The following is a 19,633-nucleotide window of genomic DNA, read 5'->3' on the forward strand; positions in this document are numbered from 1 at the left end:
TCCTGCTTAAGGCCGCATGGGCGGCGTCAGTTTTTACGTAGGACTTGGGCTACGGTCGCGACGTTGTGGGCGAGGTGCAGCGGATTAATGGTGCCGACAATAGCACTGGCAACACCCGGATGTTCAAACAACAACTCGAAGCTGGCACGCACAGGGTCCACGCCCGGGCTCAGGCACACGTGACCGCTGGCGAGGGCTTTTTTCACCAGAATGGCTTTGCCGTGAGCAGCAGCATAGTCAATGACGGGCTTCTCGTTCTGTTCGTTCAGATTGTAGGTGACCATCGCGCAATCACCCTGTTCCAGAGCCTTCAAGCCGCCTTCGACCGTTTTTCCGGAAAAGCCGAAGCCGCGAATCTTGCCTTCGCTTTTCAGCTCGGCGAGGGTTGCGTAGACCTCGCTGTCATTGAGAATCGCCAGGTCGTTGCCGTCGGAGTGCACCAGCACCAGATCGATGAAATCCGTTTCCAGACGTTGCAGGCTGCGCTCCACCGAAAGCCGGGTATGGGCCGCGCTGAAGTCGTGACTCGACTGACCGCCGGTAAACTCTTCGCCGACCTTGCTGACAATCACCCAGTCCTGACGCTGGCCGCGCAACAACGGGCCCAGGCGTTCTTCGCTGCGACCATAAGCCGGGGCGGTGTCGATCAGGTTGATGCCCAAATCGCGTGCGAGTTTGAGCAGCATGCGTGCTTCGTCATCGTCAGGGATCTGAAAGCCGTTGGGGTACTTCACGCCTTGATCGCGGCCGAGTTTCACGGTGCCCAGACCCAGTGGCGAAACCATAAGGCCGGTACTGCCCAAAGGACGATGCAATTCATGGAGGGTCGGTTGGCTCATGGCAACAGTTGCTCCCAGGCAGGGATGCCCATCGGCGGTTTTGGCAGGTCGGGCAGCGGCGCAAGATTGCTCGGCTGGATGCCGTCGCGCTGCAAGGACGCGATGACGCGATCAGCAAAGTCCGGAGCCAGCGCCAATTTGGTTGGCCAGCCAACCAGCAACCGGCCTTCTTCGGCAAGGAATGCATTGTCAGGACGGGTCAGGCCTGATTGCAGTGGCTCGGCGCGATCCACTCGCAAGGTTGCCCATTGCGCCGTGCTCAGGTCGATCCATGGCAGTAACTGGCCGAGTTCTTTTTGCGCCGTGGCGATTTGTTCGGCAGGGTTGCGGGCAACACCTTCGGCTTCGGCAATATCGCCGCCCAGATACCAGACCCATTGGCCATCGGCTGCCGGGTGGGTGGTCACGGTAATGCGCGGTTTGGTGCCGCCGCCCAGGCAATGGGCATACAGCGGTTTGAGGCTTGGGCCTTTGGCGATGATCATGTGCAAAGGCCGGCGTTGCATGGCGGGTTGGCTCAGCCCCAGTGCTTCAAGCAGCGTCGCCGTACCGGCACCAGCGCTCAGGACGATGCGTTGGGCGCGAATCTCACGTTCGTCAACCTTCAGGCCGACCAGTATTCCACCCTCCAGCAACGGTTCGATCTTCTGCCCGGCGAGCAAGCCATCACCTGCCAGATCGGCCAGGCGCTGGATAAGGCTCGGCACGTCGATCACCAGTTCGGCCAATCGGTAAACCTTGCCCTTGAAACGCTTGTCTTGCAGCGCCGGCGGGAGTTGATCGCCCTTGACCTGATCGACGCGGCCGCGCACGGCTTTGCTGGCGAAGAAACTGGTGAGGTTGCCGGCGATCGTGCCGGGGGACCAGAGGTAGTGGGCTTCGGACAGCAGACGCACGCCGGACAGGTCCAGTTCGCCGTCGCCCGCCAAGGCTTCACGCCAGCGACGCGGCATGTCGGCAATGGCTTCCGAGGCCCCGGTGAGGGCGCCGTGCAGCGCGTACTTGGCACCGCCGTGGATGATGCCCTGGGATTTCACGCTCTGTCCGCCACCGAGGCTGGCGCTTTCCACCAACACGGTCGAAAAACCCTGGCGGCGCAGACGCGCATTCAGCCAGAGGCCGGCGACACCAGCGCCGACAATCAGAACGTCGGTGGAAATAACGGATGGCATGCAGCGACCTCAGTGTTCAAGACGAGGGCGCAGTATACAGACTCGAAGAAGAGGGGATTTGTTGGTGATCAAACTGTGGGAGCGAGCCTGCTCGCGAAGGCGTGATGTCAGCCAACATCAATCTTGAATGACACACCGCATTCGCGAGCAGGCTCGCTCCCACAATGGATTGGGCTTCGGATCTTAGTGGCCGGCGGTTTTGGAGAAGAGTTGAATCACCACAACTCCCAGTACGATGAGCGCCATCCCCAGCATTGCCGGCACATCCAGTTTCTGCCCATAGATAAACAGCGCCGCAACGCTGACCATCACAATCCCCATGCCTGCCCACACCGCGTATGCCACACCCACCGGAACGCTGCGCACCACCAGGGTCAGCATCCAGAAGGCAATGCCATAACCGACGATGACCAGAATCAGCGGCAGTGGCGTGCTGAAGCCTTTGACGGCTTTCATCGAAACAGTGGCGATCACTTCGGCGCAGATGGCAATGGCCAGGTAGTAGTAAGCGGTCATAGGTGCATCCTCGTGTGAAGTGTTGCTTTCTGAGTTCGGCATTCTAGAGATTCTTCAGATGCGGTAAAGTCATTACCTATCTGTTCTGAAGATGGGTTGAAGGCATGAGCATGCAATGGAATCTGGAACAGCTGCGACTGTTTGTCAGCGTAGCGGAACAGCGCTCGTTCTCGGCGGTGGCGCGGGATCAGCGCAAGGCACAGTCGGCAGTCAGCAGTGCAATTGCGCTGCTCGAAGAGGATTTGGGTGTGAGCCTGTTCGACCGCAGCAGCGGTCGCCAGCCGAAGCTTACCGAGGCCGGCAATGCATTGCTGGAAGAGGCGCGAGAAGTGTTGCGCCAGTGCGAGCGACTGAACGGCCGGGCGCTGGCGATGATGCGCGGTCAGGAGGCTCGCTTGCGCGTGGCTCAGGACGAGGCGATGCCCTATCAGCCAATCATCGAAAGCTTCGAAGCGCTGGCAGAGAAATTCCCCAGCCTTGAAGTGCAGTTGACCAGCGCAGCCCAGGGCGATGTGGCGCGCAAACTGGTGGAGCGCCGGGCGGATCTGGGGCTGTTGTTTTATCACGATCAAATTCCCGAAGCGCTCGAACGTCGGGTGCTGGGCAGCGTCGAGATGGTCACGGTGTGCGGCGTCGGGCACCCGCTGGCGGCGAAGACAGGCGTGGACTGTCAGGAGCTGGCGCAGTATCGCCAGTTGCTGATGTCCACGCAGTCCAGTGTCTACCCCGGCAGCGAGCCGGCCAGCCCGCAAGTCTGGCGGGCGGACAGCTTTTATGTGATGGCTGAATGGCTGGTGCGCGGTCTCGGCTGGGCCTGGCTGCCGCGACACGTGGTGCAGTATCCGGCGTATCAGAATCAAATGGTCGAACTGGTCAGCGAATGGACCCCGCCCGCATTGATTGTGGAACTGGTCTGGCGCCGCGACGAGCCCCTCGGCCCGGCAGCGCGTTGGTTGGCGGAACGTTTTGCCGTGCACTTGCAGGCGATCAGCGACAAAAGCCGATAAACTCCGCCGCCATGAATAGAACTCTCTACACCGTGCTGTTTTACCTGGGGCTGCCACTGGTAGCGATTCGGCTTTGGCTGCGGGCGCGCAAGGCGCCGGCGTACGCCAAGCGCATTGGCGAACGGTTCTCCTTCGGTCTGCCGGCGATGAAGCCAGGCGGGATCTGGGTGCACGCAGTGTCCGTGGGCGAAAGCATTGCCGCGGCGCCGATGATTCGTGCGTTGCTGCAACGTTATCCACAGTTGCCGATCACCGTGACCTGCATGACCCCGACCGGGTCCGAGCGCATCCAGGCGCTGTTCGCCAATGAGCCGCGCATCCAGCACTGCTATTTGCCTTACGACTTGCCGTGCGCTGCAGCGCGATTCCTTGATCGGGTTCAGCCGAAACTGGCGGTGATCATGGAAACCGAGCTCTGGCCGAACCACATTCACCAGTGCGCCAAACGTGGAATTCCCGTGGCGCTGGCCAATGCTCGATTGTCCGAGCGCTCGGCCAAGGGCTATGGCCGTTTCCGTAAACTGACCCAGCCGATGCTCGCTGAGATGAGCCTGTTTGCCGTGCAGACCGAAGCCGAGGCTCAGCGCTTCCGTGAATTGGGCGCACGAGCGGAAACGGTTGAAGTGACCGGTTCGATCAAGTTCGACCTGACCATCGACCCGGCACTGCTTCAGCGTGCCACCGAGTTGCGTACGCAATGGCAGGCGCAGGAGCGTCCGGTGTGGATCGCCGCCAGCACTCACGACGGTGAAGACGAAGTGGTGCTGGCGGCTCATCGTCAATTGCTTGCCAACCATCCCGATGCGTTGCTGATTCTGGTGCCGCGCCATCCAGAGCGTTTCAACCCGGTGTTCGAGTTGTGTCGGCAGCAGGGTTTCACCACCGTGCGTCGATCCACGGGCGAGCCGGTGACCGCGCAAACGTCGGTGCTGCTGGGCGATACCATGGGCGAGTTGCTGTTTCTCTACGCCTTGGCCGACAGCGCTTTTGTTGGCGGCAGTCTGGTGCCGAACGGTGGGCACAACCTGCTGGAACCTGCGGCGTTGGCCAAACCGGTATTGAGCGGACCGCACCTGTTCAACTTTCTCGAAATCGCCGCGCAGTTGCGTAGCGCTGGCGCGTTGCAGGAAGTGGAGGATGCCGAAGGTCTGGCGCTGGCGGTGCAGCGGCTGTTCGAGTTGCCAAGCGATACGCAGCGGATGGCGGAGGCGGGGTTGAAAGTCATGCGCACCAATCAGGGCGCGTTGCAGCGGTTGCTGGAGGGGTTGGGGCGGTTGACCGACCGGTAGACCGCGTCGCCTGCATTCGCGAGCAAGCCCGCTCCCACATGGACTGCGTCGTTCGCAGAACCAATGTGGGAGCGAGCCTGCTCGCGAAGCTTTTGCTTTTTACTGACCCGGTCTGGCTTTCAACTGATCCGCCGCAGCCTTCGCCAGATCCGGTGGCAGGAAGTCCTTGTCCGGGTTGTAGTCGGCCTTGAGATACCGCGCCAGGTCCTGCAAATCCCCCGGGTTCAACGTGCCGGCGGCCTGCTTCAAGCGCAGGTTGTCGAGGATGTAGTCGTAACGCGTGTTGTTGTAGTCGCGCACCGAGGTGTACAGCTGACGCTGGGCATCCAGTACGTCGACGATGTTTCGCGTGCCCACCTGGTAACCGATTTCAGTCGCTTCCACCGCGCTCTGGTTGGAGATGATCGACTGTTTGCGCGCCTGCACCTGCTCGACGTCGGTGTTCACCGCGCGGTGCAGGTTGCGGGTGCTTTCCACCACTTGCCGACGCAGGGATTCGCGTTGCTGCTCGGTCTGGTCGAGGCGTGAGTACGATTCGCGCACCTGGGAGTTGATCAGGCCGCCGCTGTAGATCGGGATGTTCAATTGCAGGCCTACCGTCGTTTGCTCGACGTTGCCACCGTAAGGCTGGCCAAAGGCGTTCGGGTTGCTGAAGCCCATGGCATCGTTGTCACCCTTCTCGTATTTCGCCACGGCATCCACGGTGGGCGCATGGCCGGCCTTGCGCTGCTTGAGGGTTTCTTCGGCGGCGCTGACGGCGTAGTTGCTGGCCAACAGATTGAGATTCTGTTTCGCCGCCGTGTCGACCCAGGCTTTGGCGTCGTTCGGTACCGGCGCGAGGATCGGCAGCGTGTGAACGATGCCCTGGACCGAGTTGTACTGACGGTTGGTCAGGGTGATCAACGCTTCGAACGCATCGTCCACCTGGCGCTGCGCGACGATCCGGTTGGCCCGCGCGGTGTCGTAACTGGCCTGGGATTGCAGCACGTCGGTCTTGTCGGAAAGACCGACGTCGAAGCGTTCGTTGGACTGATCGAGCTGGCGCTTGAACGCGGCTTCCTCGGCCTTGGTCGAGGCGAGGGTGTCCTGGCTGCGCAACACGTTGAAGTAGCTTTCGGCGGTTTGCAGGATCAGGTTTTGCTGGGTCGCCGAGAGTTGCAGCGCGGCCTGTTCGTTGACGTCTTTGGCGGCCTGAAACTGGAACCAGCGATCGGCACGGAACAGCGGTTGCGCCAAGGTCGCTTGATAGGAGTGAGCGTTACGGTTGGCGGTGGCCGAAGGCTGATCGATCACCGTGCGCACGTTGGCAAGTTCGGCACCGCCCGAGAGATTGGGCAGCAGCCCGGCGCGAGCCTGGGGCACAACTTCTTTCTGGGCGCCATATTGAGCGATGGCTGCGGCGAGGTCCGCGTTGTTGTCCACCGCTTCCTGATAGACGCTGACCAGATCGGTTTTGGTCGATAAGGGCGCTTCTGCTGCCCAGGCCATTCCATTGGACGCACAAGACACGGCAACGGCCAGTGAGAGTTTGCGCAGCATGAGGCGATCCCTAAAAAATTACGCTGATAATTTGAGCGCCAAAGGTACGGCGCGGGCCACGTACCGTCAATGTGCAACATGGCCGTTGCGAGTGTAGTTGCGCACACGTGCGGCAACAATCCTGTAATTGCGCCATTCATCACGGTGTTTACCGCGGTGTTGGCGTTCTTTGCCGGTTGTGTCTAGACTGGCCGGGTTCTTGTCGGGGTGCCTTGCTATGAGGCTGAGATCGAATAATTTCGGATCCCGTTGAACCTGATCAGGTTAGCGCCTGCGTAGGGAACAAGATTTCTCGTCACCCGGCGAGTCCTCTTGTGCTTCGTCCGGGATGTTGTTCGACAATCGAACACCCCTCGAGCACTGAGCACAGCACCCGCTAGTTTTAGCGACGCGTGCGTCCATTCGTTTACAGGTTCGCTCCGACAAAAAATCCACTGCCTGGATGTGTTCGGAGAGCCCGTGATGACGATAAAACTAAAAAACACTACGAACCTGAGTGACTCGGCCCAAGTCGATCAACAATCGGTTCAACCGTTTACCCGCTCGCAAAAAATCTATGTTCAGGGCTCCCGCCCGGACATCCTCGTGCCGATGCGCGAAATCAGCCTTGATGTGACCCCGACCGACTTCGGCGGCGAGATCAACGCGCCTGTCGTTGTGTACGACACTTCGGGCCCGTACACCGACCCCAACGTCATCATCGACGTGCGCAAAGGCCTCGCCGATGTGCGTTCGCCGTGGATCGAATCCCGTGGCGACACCGAGCGTCTGCCAGGTCTGAGCTCGAACTTCGGCCAGGAACGCCTCGCCGATGCCGAGCTGACCAAGCTGCGTTTCGCCCACGTGAACAACCCGCGCCGCGCCAAGGCCGGGGCCAACGTCAGCCAGATGCACTACGCCCGCAAAGGCATCATCACCGCCGAGATGGAATACGTCGCCATCCGCGAAAACATGAAGCTTGAAGTGGCCCGCGCCGCTGGCCTGCTGGACCAGCAACACGCCGGTCACAGCTTCGGCGCCAGCGTGCCGAAAATCATCACTCCCGAATTCGTCCGTGAAGAGATCGCCCGCGGTCGCGCGATCATTCCGGCCAACATCAACCACACCGAACTGGAACCGATGATCATCGGCCGTAACTTCCTGGTGAAGATCAACGGCAACATCGGCAACAGCGCCTTGGGTTCGTCCATCGAAGAAGAAGTGGCGAAACTGACCTGGGGCATTCGCTGGGGTTCGGACACGGTCATGGACCTGTCCACCGGCAAACACATTCACGAAACCCGCGAATGGATCATCCGCAACTCGCCGGTGCCGATCGGTACGGTACCGATTTATCAGGCCCTGGAAAAAGTCGACGGCGCTGCCGAAGACCTGACCTGGGAGCTGTTTCGCGACACGCTGATCGAACAAGCCGAGCAGGGCGTCGACTACTTCACCATCCACGCCGGCGTGTTGCTGCGCTACGTGCCGCTGACCGCCAAGCGCGTCACCGGGATCGTTTCCCGTGGCGGTTCGATCATGGCCAAGTGGTGCCTGGCGCATCACAAAGAGAACTTCCTCTACACCCATTTCGAAGACATCTGCGAAATCATGAAGGCCTACGACGTCAGCTTCTCGCTGGGCGATGGCCTGCGTCCGGGCTCGATTGCCGACGCCAACGACGCTGCGCAATTCGGTGAGCTGGAAACCCTCGGCGAGCTGACCAAGATCGCCTGGAAGCACGACGTGCAATGCATGATCGAAGGCCCGGGCCACGTGCCGATGCAGTTGATCAAAGAGAACATGGACAAGCAGCTTGAGTGCTGCGACGAGGCGCCGTTCTACACCCTCGGCCCGCTGACCACCGACATCGCGCCGGGCTACGACCACATCACCTCCGGCATTGGTGCGGCGATGATCGGCTGGTTCGGTTGCGCCATGCTCTGCTACGTCACGCCGAAGGAACACTTGGGCCTGCCGAACAAGGATGACGTGAAGACCGGGATCATCACCTACAAGATCGCCGCGCATGCCGCCGATCTGGCGAAAGGGCATCCGGGCGCGCAGATCCGCGACAATGCCTTGAGCAAGGCGCGTTTCGAATTCCGTTGGGAAGACCAGTTCAACCTGGGCCTCGATCCGGACACCGCTCGTTCGTATCACGATGAGACCCTGCCGAAGGATTCGGCCAAGGTCGCGCACTTCTGCTCCATGTGCGGACCGAAATTCTGTTCGATGAAGATCACCCAGGAAGTCCGCGAATACGCGGCCAACCAGCGCATCGAAACGGTCGATGCCGAGGTCGCCCGGGGATTGGCGGAACAGGCCGAGCGGTTTAAACAGGAAGGCAGCCAGCTGTACAAGAAGGTTTGATCTGACCTGAAAAGGTGGGGCCTGCACCGGCCCCATCGCCAGCAGGCTGGCTCCCACACTGGATTTGTGGTGTTCACAAGTCCCCTGTGGGAGCCAGCCTGCTGGCGATAGCGATCTACACAACAACAAATGTCCCTCTGAGATAACACCCTTGAGCATTCAACCCAGCACGTATTCCCCTGATATCGCGGTACCCAAAGACAAACGTGTCTTCGGTGGCCGCGATCTGTTTTCCCTGTGGTTCTCCCTCGGCATCGGCCTGATGGTCCTGCAGACGGGCGCGCTTCTCGCGCCAGGCCTGGGCCTGTCCGGCTCGCTGCTGGCGATCTTCCTCGGCACCCTGATCGGCGTTCTACTGCTGGCCGCCGTCGGCGTGATCGGCAGTGACACCGGCCTGTCGTCCATGGCGGCGCTCAAACTCAGCCTCGGCAAACGTGGCGCGAGCCTGCCGGCCGTGCTGAACCTGCTGCAACTGATCGGTTGGGGTTCGTTCGAAATCATCGTCATGCGCGATGCCGCCAGCCTGCTCGGCGCGCGTGCGTTCAGCGAAGGCAGTCTGCTGTCGAGTCCACTGCTGTGGACTGTGTTCTTTGGTGGTTTGGCGACTTTGCTGGCCGTCAGTGGCCCGTTAACCTTCGTGCGACAGATCCTGCGCAAGTGGGGCATCTGGCTGCTGCTGGCCGCGTGCATCTGGTTGACCTGGAACCTCTTCGCCAAGGCCGATCTGGCCGCGTTGTGGGCGCAGGCCGGTGATGGTTCGATGCCGTTCGCCGTGGGCTTCGACATTGCCATCGCCATGCCGCTGTCGTGGTTGCCGCTGATTGCCGACTATTCACGTTTCGGCAAGCGCGCGAAAAACGTCTTCGGTGGCACCGCTATCGGTTTCTTTATCGGTAATTTCTGGTTGATGAGTCTGGGCGTGGCTTACACCCTGGCGTTTGCGCCGAGCGGTGAAGTGAATGCCTTGCTGTTGGCACTGGCCGGTGCTGGCCTGGGGATTCCGCTGCTGCTGATTCTGCTGGATGAATCTGAAAACGCCTTCGCCGACATTCATTCGGCAGCGGTTTCCAGCGGAATTTTGTTGCGCTTGAAAGTCGAGCATCTGGCGCTGGTCATCGGCGTGATCTGCACATTGATCGCCTTGCTGGCGCCATTGGCTCAGTACCAGAATTTCCTGCTGTTGATCGGTTCGGTGTTTGCGCCGCTGTTCGGCGTGGTGCTGGTGGATCACTTCATCCTGCGCAAACGCAGTGCTCAGGTGGCGTCAGCCGCATTGCGCTGGCCGGCGTTGCTCGCCTGGTTGGGCGGGGTGAGCACCTATCATTTGCTGGCTAATCTGTATCCGGACATCGGCGCAACCCTGCCGGCTCTGGTGCTGGCAGGGCTGCTTCAGCTGGTGCTGGGCCGGGCCTTCAGTTACGGCCGGGAAACAGCTCGGGCTTGAGAATGCCGTTCAGGCGTGGGTAAGGGATCTTCAGTTCGACGTGACCCAGCGCGTAAGGCGCGATGGTGCTCACTTCGTACTTGAGGATCACCCCGCCGTACGTCAGCGCCACGTTCTGGGTTTTCACGAAGGGCCAGCTCTTCACAAACTCCGGTTCCTGATCGAGTTTGGTGCTGATCAGCCAGCTGTTGTGCGCCACCTGCGCGGCTTTCCAGAACGCCTCTTCCTGCCCGGGCACCAACATATCCGACAGGGTCAGCACCTTGTGCTGCTGACGTGAATAGTTGATGAAACTACGGCCCGGCGTGCCATGAGCACCGCCGGTGTCCAGGTAGCTGGAGAATTCAACGATCACCAAGCCGTCATGCTGCTCACGTACCTTGGCTTGCAGATAGCTGCTGTAACGCGGGCCGGCACTGCTCAAAAATTGCTCGCGATACGCCGCCAACGTCGGCGCCACCGGGGCGTCGGGAGAGGTGCGGGTCATTTGCAGCAGACGTTTTTCGATGATGCCATCCAGTTGCGGTTCGGCCGGGAAGCGCAGGGTGTCGATGTTCACCAACGGGCAATCCTGGTTGGTGCAGCCTGATTTCAGCTGTTCGGAGGCGTCGCGGGTGGTTTCCAGTGGCGCTCGGTAATTGGGCTGGAACAGGCTCTGGCATGCGCCCAGAGTCAGGGCGATTGCAGCCACGGAGGCGATTTTAAAAAGCGACATGGGCGTCCTTCATAAAACAGGGAAAGGCGAAAAGTTATCCGCTTCGACTCTCAACGAAGCAGTCAGTTCGCCACTAAGCTAATTAGAGTTGGTTTCGCCCTCACCGTCTATCCCGATGGCTGGAAAGGGGCTGCATCAAACGTCACGGGCGCGTTAGGATGGCGCGAAGTCGAGGTTGCAAGTAACAAAAAAGAGCCTCGGATCGGATTTGCAGTAAACGAGGATTGTCATGACTGATTTTGCCAACGCCATTCCGACCACCGTTGATATCGTTCGGCGCGAAAAGTGCTATGAGGGCTTTTATAAGCTCGATCGTGTGCACTTGCGTCACGAGTTGTTTGCCGGTGGCATGAGTCGCGAGATCAATCGTGAAGTGTTTGTTCGTCACGATGCGGTGTGTGTGCTGCCATACGATCCGCAGCGCGATGAAGTGGTGCTGATCGAGCAGTTTCGCGTGGGCGCCATGGGCAAGACCGACAATCCATGGCTGATCGAATTGGTCGCTGGTCTGATCGACAAGGATGAAGTGCCGGAAGAAGTTGCTCACCGTGAAGCGCAGGAGGAAGCTGGGCTTGTGTTCGGGGCGCTCTGGCCGATGACCAAATACTTTCCATCGCCGGGCGGCAGCAATGAATTTGTGCACTTGTACCTGGGGCGTTGCGACAGCACCGGCGTCGGCGGCCTGCATGGGCTGGAGGAAGAAGCAGAAGATATCCGCGTCACGGTCTGGGCGTTCGAAGATGCCCTGCAGGCCGTACGCGACGGACGAATTGCCAACGCGGCCAGCATCATTGCCTTGCAATGGTTAGCTTTGAACCGCGTTGAAGTGAGGGGGTTATGGTCGTAAACAAGCTGCGCGATCGCTATAGGGTGGACCTGGTGGGGCTGCAAGCGTCCTGCGAGGCGAACTACGCGCGCCTGATGCGACTGCTGCCCGATATGCGCAACGAGCCGGAGGCGCGGCGCATAGCCGTGACCCACGGCGAGCAGATGCTCGGTGTACTGGCCCTCGAAGTGCTTCAAGTTTGTCCGTACACCACGACCTTGCAAGTGCGCCAGGAACACAGCCTGCCGTGGCTGCCGGTACCACAACTGGAGGTTCAGGTCTATCACGACGCGTGCATGGCCGAAGTGGTCAGCGCCGAACATGCGCGACGCTTTCGCGGCATCTATCCTTACCCGAACGCTTCGATGCATCAGCCGGACGAAAAGGCCCAGCTGAATATGTTTCTGGGGGAGTGGCTGAGCCATTGCCTGGCGTGTGGGCACGAATACGCCGTCGTTCGATAGATGTGAACTGCGTCAGGTTCGCAGGTTTCCCCTTTTGATCGTCCCCCAGCATAATCGCGGCACTCATTCAATTCCGTGATTCAGCCCTGGGAGAACGCCTTGCCGAGCGTATCCACATTGACCACCGCCGATTCGGCGTTACTGGTGCAACTCTCCGACAGTCATCTGTTTGCCGACACGGACGGGACGTTGCTGGGCATGAATACGCGCGACAGCCTGCAAAAAGTCATCGAGCTGGTACGGCTTCAGCAGCCGCGTATCGATCTGATTGTCGCCAGTGGTGATTTGTCTCAGGACGGGACGCTGGAGTCCTATCAGCAGTTTCGGGACCTGACGCGGCAACTCGATGCGCCGGCGCGCTGGATTCCCGGCAATCATGATGAACCGCAGATCATGGCCGAGGCTGCCGTGCAGAGTGCCTTGCTGGAGCCGGTGGTGGATGTTGGTAACTGGCGGGTCACGTTGCTCGATTCGGCTGTTCCGGGTTCGGTGCCGGGGTATTTGCAGGATGAGCAGTTGCAGTTGCTGGCCCGTTCGTTGAGTGAGGCGCCTGAGAGGCATCATCTGGTGTGCTTCCATCATCATCCGGTGTCGATCGGGTGTGAGTGGATGGAGCCTATCGGTTTGCGTAATCCTGAGGCGTTGTTTGCGGTGCTGGATCGGTTTCCGCAGGTGCGGGCTGTTTTGTGGGGGCATGTGCATCAGGAGATCGACCAGGATCGCAATGGTGTGCGGCTGATTGCCTCGCCTTCCACGTGTATTCAGTTCGAACCGGGGAGTGAGGATTTCAAGGTGGGGGATCAGGCGCCGGGGTATCGCTGGTTGCGACTTTTACCTGATGGCCAGCTCGAAACCGGCGTGGAGCGCATCACCGGGTTCGACTTTCAGATCGATTACGGCTCCAACGGTTACTGAACTCTCAGAAAGACCGCGGCGCGGCCATCGCGAGCAGGCTCGCTCCCACATTGGAATGCATACCCCTGTGGGAGCGAGCCTGCTCGCGATGGCGTCCGCCAAGACAACCTGACTCCCACGGATATCCCCGATATCCCCGACTCCCTGTAAACTGCGCCTCTTTACCCGACGCACAGGGAACTCAAATGTCTGGTTCGATCCTTTATATCCACGGTTTCAACAGCGCGCCTTCGTCTAAAAAGGCCACGCAGTTGGTACACGTAATGGAACGTCTGGGTTTGAGCGATCAGTTGCGCGTCCCGGCCTTGCATCACCATCCGCGTGAGGCCATCGGTCAGCTAAACAAGGCGATTGAGGAGCTGGGGCGGCCACTGCTGGTCGGCAGCTCACTCGGCGGCTACTATGCGACTCACTTGGCCGAGCGCCATGGCCTCAAGGCCCTGTTGATCAACCCTGCCGTCAGTCCGCACCGGATGTTCGACGGGTATCTGGGAACGCAGAAAAACCTGTATACCGATGAGGCCTGGGAAATGACCCACGACCACGTGACGGGCCTGGCCGCGCTGGAGGTGCCGGCGCCGCAGGATCCGCAGCGGTATCAGGTGTGGTTGCAGACCGGCGATGAAACGCTGGACTATCGCCTCGCCCAGCAGTATTACCGCGCCTGTGCCTTGCGCATTCAGGCTGGCGGCGACCATAGTTTCCAAGGCTTTGCCGAGCGATTGCCGGCAATGTTGAGTTTTGCCGGCATCGGCGCAGATTTGTATCAGGCGATTGATTTCACTGCTTTGTGAATCCTCGCCTCTTTTTCAATAAACACTGACGACGAGACCCCATGGCCACTCCCAGCGCTAGCTCTTATAACGCAGACGCCATCGAAGTCCTCTCGGGCCTCGACCCGGTGCGCAAACGCCCCGGCATGTACACCGACACCAGTCGGCCGAACCACCTCGCCCAGGAAGTCATCGATAACAGCGTCGACGAAGCCTTGGCCGGGCATGCGACCTCGGTGCAGGTCATCCTGCACGCCGATCACTCCCTGGAAGTCAGCGATGACGGCCGTGGCATGCCGGTGGATCTTCACGCCGAAGAAGGCGTGTCGGGCGTCGAGCTGATCCTCACCAAACTCCACGCGGGCGGCAAGTTTTCCAACAAGAACTACCAGTTCTCCGGCGGTTTGCACGGGGTGGGTATTTCCGTGGTCAACGCCTTGTCGACCGAAGTCCGGGTGCGCGTCAAGCGAGACGGCAACGAATACCAGATGACTTTCGCCAACGGCTACAAGGCCACCGAGCTGGAAGTGATCGGCACCGTCGGCAAGCGCAACACCGGTACCAGCGTATTTTTCGCGCCGGACCCGAAGTACTTCGATTCCCCGAAATTCTCCATCAGCCGCCTCAAGCACGTGCTCAAGGCCAAGGCCGTTCTGTGCCCGGGGCTGCTGGTCAGTTTTGAAGACAAGGCCACCGGCGAGAAAGTCGAATGGCATTACGAAGATGGTCTGCGCTCCTACCTGGAAGATGCAGTCAGCGAATTCGAGCGCCTGCCCAACGAGCCGTTCTGCGGCAGCCTGGCCGGTAATAAAGAAGGGGTTGATTGGGCGCTGTTGTGGTTGCCGGAAGGTGGCGACAGCGTTCAGGAAAGTTACGTCAACCTGATTCCGACGGCTCAGGGCGGTACTCACGTCAACGGTCTGCGTCAGGGCTTGCTTGATGCGATGCGCGAGTTCTGTGAGTTCCGCAGCCTGCTGCCACGCGGCGTGAAGCTGGCGCCGGAAGATGTCTGGGAACGCATCGCTTTCGTGCTGTCGATGAAGATGCAAGAGCCGCAATTCTCCGGCCAGACCAAAGAACGTCTGTCCTCCCGTGAAGCGGCGGCATTCGTTTCCGGTGTGGTCAAGGACGCGTTCAGCCTGTGGCTCAACGCCAACCCGGAAACCGGCATGCTGCTGGCGGAACTGGCGATCAACAACGCCGGCCGTCGTCTGAAGGCCAGCAAGAAGGTCGAGCGCAAGCGCATTACGGCGGGGCCGGCACTGCCGGGCAAACTCGCCGACTGCGCCGGGCAGGACCCGATGCGCTCCGAGCTGTTCCTGGTGGAAGGTGATTCCGCCGGCGGTTCGGCCAAGCAGGCGCGAGACAAAGAATTTCAAGCGATCCTGCCGTTGCGCGGCAAGATTCTGAACACTTGGGAAGTCGATGGCAGTGAAGTACTGGCCAGCCAGGAAGTGCACAACATCGCCGTGGCCATTGGTGTCGATCCGGGCTCGGCAGACATTGCCCAGCTGCGCTACGGCAAAATCTGCATCCTCGCCGACGCCGACTCCGACGGTCTGCACATCGCTACTTTGCTGTGCGCGTTGTTCGTCCAGCATTTCCGCCCGCTGGTGGATGCCGGTCACGTCTATGTCGCCATGCCGCCGTTGTACCGTATCGACCTGGGTAAAGAGATTTACTACGCCCTGGACGAAGCCGAGCGCGATGGCATCCTCGATCGTCTGGTGGCCGAGAAGAAACGCGGCAAGCCGCAGGTCACCCGATTCAAAGGTCTGGGTGAAATGAACCCGCCGCAGCTGCGCGAAACCACCATGGACCCGAACACTCGGCGTCTGGTGCAGTTGACGCTGGACGATTTCGAAGCGACCTCGGAAATGATGGACATGCTGCTGGCGAAAAAACGCGCCGGCGATCGCAAGTCCTGGCTGGAATCCAAAGGCAATCTGGCCGAGGTTCTTGGCTGATGCGGGTTGGCTTTGCCCTGGCGTGTGCGTTACTTCTGACCTCGGTTTCGGCGTTTGCCGAATCCGTGCCGGAACTGCGCCTGTTGTCAGAGCATCCCGTCGACGGCATGCGCGGCGGCAATCTGTCCGGGTTGGCCCAGTGCGGCAAGGATTTGTGGACGATTTCCGATCGCGATGATGATCAGATCTACCGCCTCGATACTCGCAACACTGTCTGGCAGGCCGAAGCCGTCGGCATCGGCGTACCACCGGTGCCGGACAGCGGTTTGCCCGGGGGATTGCGTTCACGAGCGTGGGCAGCATCGTTCATCCGCGGTGGCGATCTGGATTTCGAAGGCATCACCTGTGACAGTGCCGGTAATCGCTACATTGTCAGCGAGTCCCACGCGGCGGTGCTGCAAGTGCCACCCACGGGGCCGGCATCCTGGCTGAAAATCTCTCCAATCATGGTTCGCGAAGCCCGCGCCAGTGGCATGTTGCTGCGCTTCAATGCATTGTTCGAAGGCCTGGCGATCAACCCCGAAGGTGACAAATTGTGGCTGGCCGCCGAGCGCGGGAGTCGCGGGCTGCTGCTGATCAAGCGCAAGCAAACCGTCTGGGACTGCGATGGCGGCTGTGTGCTGCTGAGCGAAGCCGGGAAGGAAATGCAACCTGCACAATTTCCCAGAGCCAGAGCGTTGCCCCGGGATTTTGCCGATCTGTCATTGTTCAACGGCAAGCTGTTTACCCTTGAGCGCAACGTCTACAAGATTTGCCGCCGTGACGCGCAGACGGCCAAGGTCGAGCGCTGCTGGTCATACGCTGCCGAGGTGTTGCAGGAAAACCGGCGTTATCCACAGGCCTATGGCCTGGAAGAAGCACTGATCGTGGACGCCGACGGTGCCTGGATCGGCATCGACAACAACACCGGTACCCGCGTCGATGGCGAGGTTCTCCCGATCGTCTGGCGCTTCGCCGCGCCGCAAGGTGGCTGGAGTGCCAAGCCATGAGTCAACAAACACCGGGCAAACGCGCTGGCCGGGTGTTCATGGTGCTGGCCTGGTGCGCCGCGTTGTTTCTGGCGACGCGGTTTTTCGGCCAGTGGGAGCAGCGTCAGCAAAATCCCAACGCGGTTGTCAGCTCGGAGCAGGGCGAAGGTTTTATCGAAGTGAAACTGGCCAGCAACAACCAGGGACATTTTGTCGCCAGCGGCCAGATCAACGGCCAGCCGGTGGATTTCATGCTCGATACCGGGGCAACCGAAGTGGCAATCCCGGGTGGTATGGCCGAACGGCTGAAACTGGAAAAAGGCTTCGGGGTGACCCTGAGCACGGCCAGCGGTCGTACCGAAGGCTATAGAACCCGTATCGACCGGCTGCAACTGGGCGACATTGTGTTGCGTGATGTTCGCGCCATCGTTGTGCCTGGCCTGGACGGCAATCAAGTGCTGCTCGGTATGAGCGCGCTGAACAAACTTGAATTTACCCAGCGCGGTGGCACCATGCTGCTGCGCCAGACAACGAACCGATGAGGCCCGCATGAGCGACTCCCTTGATCTCAGCCTGGACGGTGTAGAACGCCGGTCACTGGCTGACTTCACCGAAAATGCCTACCTCAACTACTCCATGTACGTGATCATGGACCGTGCCTTGCCGCATATCGGCGACGGCCTGAAACCGGTACAGCGGCGCATCATCTATGCGATGAGCGAGTTGGGGCTGGACGCCGATTCCAAGCACAAGAAGTCGGCGCGTACCGTCGGTGACGTGCTCGGCAAGTTCCACCCGCACGGCGATTCGGCCTGCTACGAAGCCATGGTCCTGATGGCCCAGCCGTTCAGCTACCGCTACACGCTGGTCGATGGCCAGGGCAACTGGGGTGCGCCGGATGATCCCAAGTCCTTCGCCGCCATGCGTTACACCGAAGCGCGGCTGTCGCGTTATTCCGAAGTGCTGCTCAGCGAACTGGGTCAGGGCACTGCGGACTGGGGCCCGAACTTCGACGGTACGCTCGACGAGCCGCTGGTGTTGCCTGCGCGTTTGCCGAACATTCTGCTCAACGGCACCACCGGCATCGCCGTGGGCATGGCCACCGACGTGCCGCCGCACAACCTGCGCGAAGTCGCAACAGCGTGCGTGCGTTTGCTCGATGAGCCCAAAGCCACGGTCGAGCAACTCTGCGAACACATCCAGGGCCCGGATTACCCGACCGAAGCGGAAATCATCACGCCCCGCGCCGACCTGCTGAAAATGTACGAAACCGGCAAGGGCTCGGTGCGCATGCGCGCCGTGTACCACATCGAGGACGGCGACATCATCGTCACCGCGCTGCCGCATCAGGTGTCCGGTGCCAAGGTGCTGGAACAGATCGCGGCCATGATGCAGGCCAAACCGTCCAAGGCTCCGCAGATCGCTGACTTGCGCGACGAATCCGACCACGAAAACCCGTGCCGGATCGTGATCATTCCGGGTGCACGAAAAAACTTCGACCACGATGCATTGATGACCCACCTGTTCGCCAGCACCGAGCTGGAGTCGAGCTACCGGGTCAACATCAACATCATCGGCCTGGACGGCAAGCCGCAGTTGAAAAACCTGCGGGCATTGCTGGTCGAATGGCTGGAGTTCCGCGTCAACACCGTGCGTCGTCGTCTGCAATTTCGCCTGGACAAGGTCGAGCGTCGCCTGCACCTGTTGGACGGTTTGTTGATCGCTTACCTCAACCTGGATGAAGTGATTCATATCATCCGCACCGAGGAACACCCGAAAGCTGCACTGATCGCGCGTTTCGCCCTGAGCGAAATCCAGGCCGACTACATTCTCGACACCCGTTTGCGTCAGTTGGCGCGACTGGAAGAAATGAAGCTGCGTGCCGAGCAGGATGAACTGCTCAAGGAACAAGCCAAGCTGCAAGCCCTGCTGGGCAGCGAAGCCAAGCTGAAAAAACTGGTCCGCACCGAGCTGATCAAGGACGCCGAAACCTACGGCGACGACCGTCGCTCGCCAATCGTCGAGCGCGCCGAAGCCAAGGCCCTGACCGAGCACGATCTGCTGCCGAACGAGAAAGTGACTGTCGTCCTGTCGGAAAAAGGCTGGGTTCGTTCCGCCAAGGGCCACGAAATCGACGCCACCGGGCTGTCCTACAAGGCCGGGGATGGTTTCAAGGCCTTGGCGCCCGGTCGCTCCAACCAGTTTGCGGTGTTTATCGACTCCACCGGTCGCAGTTATTCAGTGGCCGCGCACACGCTGCCATCGGCACGTGGCCAGGGCGAACCGCTGACCGGTCGTCTGACGCCGCCGCCAGGGGCGAGTTTCGAATGCGTGTTGATGCCCGAAGACGACTCGTTGTACGTGATCGCCTCCGACGCCGGTTACGGTTTTGTGGTCAAGGGTGAAGACCTGCAAGCCAAGAACAAGGCGGGCAAGGCCTTGTTGAGCCTGCCAAACAACGCCAAGGTGATTCTGCCGCGTCCGGTGGCCGATCGTGAGCAGAACTGGCTGGCGTCGGTGACCACCGAAGGTCGCCTGCTGATCTTCAAGATCAGCGATCTGCCACAATTAGGTAAAGGTAAAGGTAATAAGATCATCGGGATTTCCGGTGAGCGCGTTGCCAGCCGGGAAGAATATGTCACGGACATCGCCGTTCTGCCGGATGGCGCCACTTTGGTGCTGCAGGCCGGAAAACGTACCTTGTCACTGAAAGCAGACGACCTCGAACACTACAAAGGTGAGCGTGGACGTCGTGGTAACAAACTGCCACGTGGCTTTCAAAGGGTAGATGCGCTGCTCGTCGAAAACCTCAATTAGGCGTCCCAGAGCGCTCGATCTACGATTTAA

At 60.3% G+C, this 19,633-nt stretch carries 17 protein-coding genes and 1 riboswitch; of the genes, 12 read left to right on the forward strand and 5 right to left on the reverse strand.

Going from position 1 to position 19,633, the window contains the following annotated elements; genetic code table 11:
* Positions 1 to 26: 26 nt before the first annotated feature.
* From FQ185_RS07030 to FQ185_RS07045, 3 genes are all read right to left on the reverse strand, one after another.
* A complete protein-coding gene (locus FQ185_RS07030) occupies positions 27 to 839 on the reverse strand; it encodes an aldo/keto reductase (RefSeq protein WP_149416883.1) in 813 nt (270 codons plus the stop codon).
* A complete protein-coding gene (locus FQ185_RS07035; RefSeq protein ID WP_149416884.1) occupies positions 836 to 2,011 on the reverse strand; it encodes an FAD-binding oxidoreductase in 1,176 nt (391 codons plus the stop codon). Before FQ185_RS07035 ends, FQ185_RS07030 begins: the two co-directional genes overlap by 4 nt.
* Before the next feature lie 183 nt (positions 2,012 to 2,194).
* Complete coding sequence (locus FQ185_RS07045; protein WP_008027887.1) at positions 2,195 to 2,527, reverse strand: multidrug efflux SMR transporter; 333 nt, start codon at positions 2,525 to 2,527, stop codon at positions 2,195 to 2,197.
* A gap of 104 nt (positions 2,528 to 2,631) precedes the next feature.
* On the opposite strand from FQ185_RS07045, the gene FQ185_RS07050 reads away from it, so the two are divergent.
* Positions 2,632 to 3,534: a LysR family transcriptional regulator gene (locus FQ185_RS07050; RefSeq protein ID WP_178113501.1), complete on the forward strand. Its 903-nt coding sequence runs from the start codon at positions 2,632 to 2,634 to the stop codon at positions 3,532 to 3,534.
* 11 nt (positions 3,535 to 3,545) lie between these two features.
* Positions 3,546 to 4,823 carry a lipid IV(A) 3-deoxy-D-manno-octulosonic acid transferase gene (gene waaA, locus FQ185_RS07055; RefSeq protein ID WP_149416886.1) on the forward strand — a complete coding sequence of 426 codons (1,278 nt, stop codon included), beginning with the start codon at positions 3,546 to 3,548 and terminating at the stop codon, positions 4,821 to 4,823.
* Positions 4,824 to 4,922: 99 nt separating this feature from the next.
* Here the strand turns inward: waaA and FQ185_RS07060 are convergent, their stop codons facing one another.
* Complete coding sequence (locus FQ185_RS07060) at positions 4,923 to 6,362, reverse strand: TolC family outer membrane protein (protein ID WP_149416887.1); 1,440 nt, start codon at positions 6,360 to 6,362, stop codon at positions 4,923 to 4,925.
* 193 nt (positions 6,363 to 6,555) lie between these two features.
* A riboswitch (TPP riboswitch) is annotated at positions 6,556 to 6,661 on the forward strand.
* Positions 6,662 to 6,824: 163 nt separating this feature from the next.
* Here FQ185_RS07060 and thiC point away from each other — a divergent pair.
* Together thiC and cytX are read left to right on the forward strand one after the other, a co-directional pair.
* Positions 6,825 to 8,714, forward strand: a complete 1,890-nt coding sequence (gene thiC / locus FQ185_RS07065; protein ID WP_149416888.1) for a phosphomethylpyrimidine synthase ThiC — start codon at positions 6,825 to 6,827, stop codon at positions 8,712 to 8,714.
* Between the two features lie 151 nt (positions 8,715 to 8,865).
* Positions 8,866 to 10,158 (forward strand): putative hydroxymethylpyrimidine transporter CytX, encoded by a 1,293-nt coding sequence (gene cytX / locus FQ185_RS07070; protein WP_149416889.1) that lies wholly within the window; start codon positions 8,866 to 8,868, stop codon positions 10,156 to 10,158.
* On the opposite strand, the gene FQ185_RS07075 is transcribed toward cytX, so the two are convergent.
* Positions 10,127 to 10,873, reverse strand: coding sequence for an RsiV family protein (locus tag FQ185_RS07075; RefSeq protein ID WP_149416890.1), 747 nt, complete (start codon positions 10,871 to 10,873; stop codon positions 10,127 to 10,129). The two genes, cytX and FQ185_RS07075, sit on opposite strands and share 32 nt — an antisense overlap.
* Before the next feature lie 229 nt (positions 10,874 to 11,102).
* Here FQ185_RS07075 and FQ185_RS07080 point away from each other — a divergent pair, with 229 nt between their 5' ends.
* The 8 genes from FQ185_RS07080 to parC all read left to right on the forward strand — a co-directional run bounded on the left by FQ185_RS07080 (position 11,103) and on the right by parC (position 19,603).
* Positions 11,103 to 11,720, forward strand: coding sequence for an NUDIX domain-containing protein (locus FQ185_RS07080; protein WP_149416891.1), 618 nt, complete (start codon positions 11,103 to 11,105; stop codon positions 11,718 to 11,720).
* On the forward strand, positions 11,711 to 12,163 hold the full coding sequence (locus FQ185_RS07085; RefSeq protein ID WP_074873145.1) for a DUF1249 domain-containing protein: 453 nt from the start codon (positions 11,711 to 11,713) through the stop codon (positions 12,161 to 12,163). Before FQ185_RS07080 ends, FQ185_RS07085 begins: the two co-directional genes overlap by 10 nt.
* 99 nt (positions 12,164 to 12,262) lie before the next feature.
* The gene (gene cpdA / locus FQ185_RS07090) at positions 12,263 to 13,078 is read left to right on the forward strand and encodes a 3',5'-cyclic-AMP phosphodiesterase (RefSeq protein WP_149416892.1); all 816 of its coding nucleotides are present in this window, start codon (positions 12,263 to 12,265) and stop codon (positions 13,076 to 13,078) included.
* A gap of 185 nt (positions 13,079 to 13,263) precedes the next feature.
* Positions 13,264 to 13,872 carry a YqiA/YcfP family alpha/beta fold hydrolase gene (locus FQ185_RS07095; protein ID WP_149416893.1) on the forward strand — a complete coding sequence of 203 codons (609 nt, stop codon included), beginning with the start codon at positions 13,264 to 13,266 and terminating at the stop codon, positions 13,870 to 13,872.
* Positions 13,873 to 13,913: 41 nt separating this feature from the next.
* Positions 13,914 to 15,818: a DNA topoisomerase IV subunit B gene (gene parE / locus FQ185_RS07100; protein WP_149416894.1), complete on the forward strand. Its 1,905-nt coding sequence runs from the start codon at positions 13,914 to 13,916 to the stop codon at positions 15,816 to 15,818.
* Entirely contained in the window at positions 15,818 to 16,807 is a 990-nt protein-coding gene (locus FQ185_RS07105) for an esterase-like activity of phytase family protein (RefSeq protein WP_149416895.1), read from the forward strand. The genes parE and FQ185_RS07105 overlap by 1 nt, the downstream gene beginning before the upstream one ends.
* Positions 16,804 to 17,328, forward strand: coding sequence for a TIGR02281 family clan AA aspartic protease (locus FQ185_RS07110; protein WP_149416896.1), 525 nt, complete (start codon positions 16,804 to 16,806; stop codon positions 17,326 to 17,328). The genes FQ185_RS07105 and FQ185_RS07110 overlap by 4 nt, the downstream gene beginning before the upstream one ends.
* Positions 17,329 to 17,335: 7 nt before the next feature.
* Entirely contained in the window at positions 17,336 to 19,603 is a 2,268-nt protein-coding gene (parC, locus tag FQ185_RS07115) for a DNA topoisomerase IV subunit A (RefSeq protein WP_149416897.1), read from the forward strand.
* Positions 19,604 to 19,633: the final 30 nt, after the last annotated feature.

This window comes from Pseudomonas sp. ANT_H12B (assembly GCF_008369325.1).
Lineage (GTDB): Bacteria > Pseudomonadota > Gammaproteobacteria > Pseudomonadales > Pseudomonadaceae > Aquipseudomonas.

What these genes read in the sequence shown, in the direction of transcription:
- FQ185_RS07030 (WP_149416883.1), bottom strand. Translation starts at nt 839, where the DNA reads ATGAGCCAACCGACCCTCCATGAATTGCATCGTCCTTTGGGCAGTACC.
- FQ185_RS07035 (WP_149416884.1), bottom strand. Translation starts at nt 2,011, where the DNA reads ATGCCATCCGTTATTTCCACCGACGTTCTGATTGTCGGCGCTGGTGTC.
- FQ185_RS07045 (WP_008027887.1), bottom strand. Translation starts at nt 2,527, where the DNA reads ATGACCGCTTACTACTACCTGGCCATTGCCATCTGCGCCGAAGTGATC.
- FQ185_RS07050 (WP_178113501.1), top strand. Translation starts at nt 2,632, where the DNA reads ATGAGCATGCAATGGAATCTGGAACAGCTGCGACTGTTTGTCAGCGTA.
- waaA (WP_149416886.1), top strand. Translation starts at nt 3,546, where the DNA reads ATGAATAGAACTCTCTACACCGTGCTGTTTTACCTGGGGCTGCCACTG.
- FQ185_RS07060 (WP_149416887.1), bottom strand. Translation starts at nt 6,362, where the DNA reads ATGCTGCGCAAACTCTCACTGGCCGTTGCCGTGTCTTGTGCGTCCAAT.
- thiC (WP_149416888.1), top strand. Translation starts at nt 6,825, where the DNA reads ATGACGATAAAACTAAAAAACACTACGAACCTGAGTGACTCGGCCCAA.
- FQ185_RS07075 (WP_149416890.1), bottom strand. Translation starts at nt 10,873, where the DNA reads ATGTCGCTTTTTAAAATCGCCTCCGTGGCTGCAATCGCCCTGACTCTG.
- FQ185_RS07080 (WP_149416891.1), top strand. Translation starts at nt 11,103, where the DNA reads ATGACTGATTTTGCCAACGCCATTCCGACCACCGTTGATATCGTTCGG.
- FQ185_RS07085 (WP_074873145.1), top strand. Translation starts at nt 11,711, where the DNA reads ATGGTCGTAAACAAGCTGCGCGATCGCTATAGGGTGGACCTGGTGGGG.
- FQ185_RS07095 (WP_149416893.1), top strand. Translation starts at nt 13,264, where the DNA reads ATGTCTGGTTCGATCCTTTATATCCACGGTTTCAACAGCGCGCCTTCG.
- parE (WP_149416894.1), top strand. Translation starts at nt 13,914, where the DNA reads ATGGCCACTCCCAGCGCTAGCTCTTATAACGCAGACGCCATCGAAGTC.
- FQ185_RS07105 (WP_149416895.1), top strand. Translation starts at nt 15,818, where the DNA reads ATGCGGGTTGGCTTTGCCCTGGCGTGTGCGTTACTTCTGACCTCGGTT.
- FQ185_RS07110 (WP_149416896.1), top strand. Translation starts at nt 16,804, where the DNA reads ATGAGTCAACAAACACCGGGCAAACGCGCTGGCCGGGTGTTCATGGTG.
- parC (WP_149416897.1), top strand. Translation starts at nt 17,336, where the DNA reads ATGAGCGACTCCCTTGATCTCAGCCTGGACGGTGTAGAACGCCGGTCA.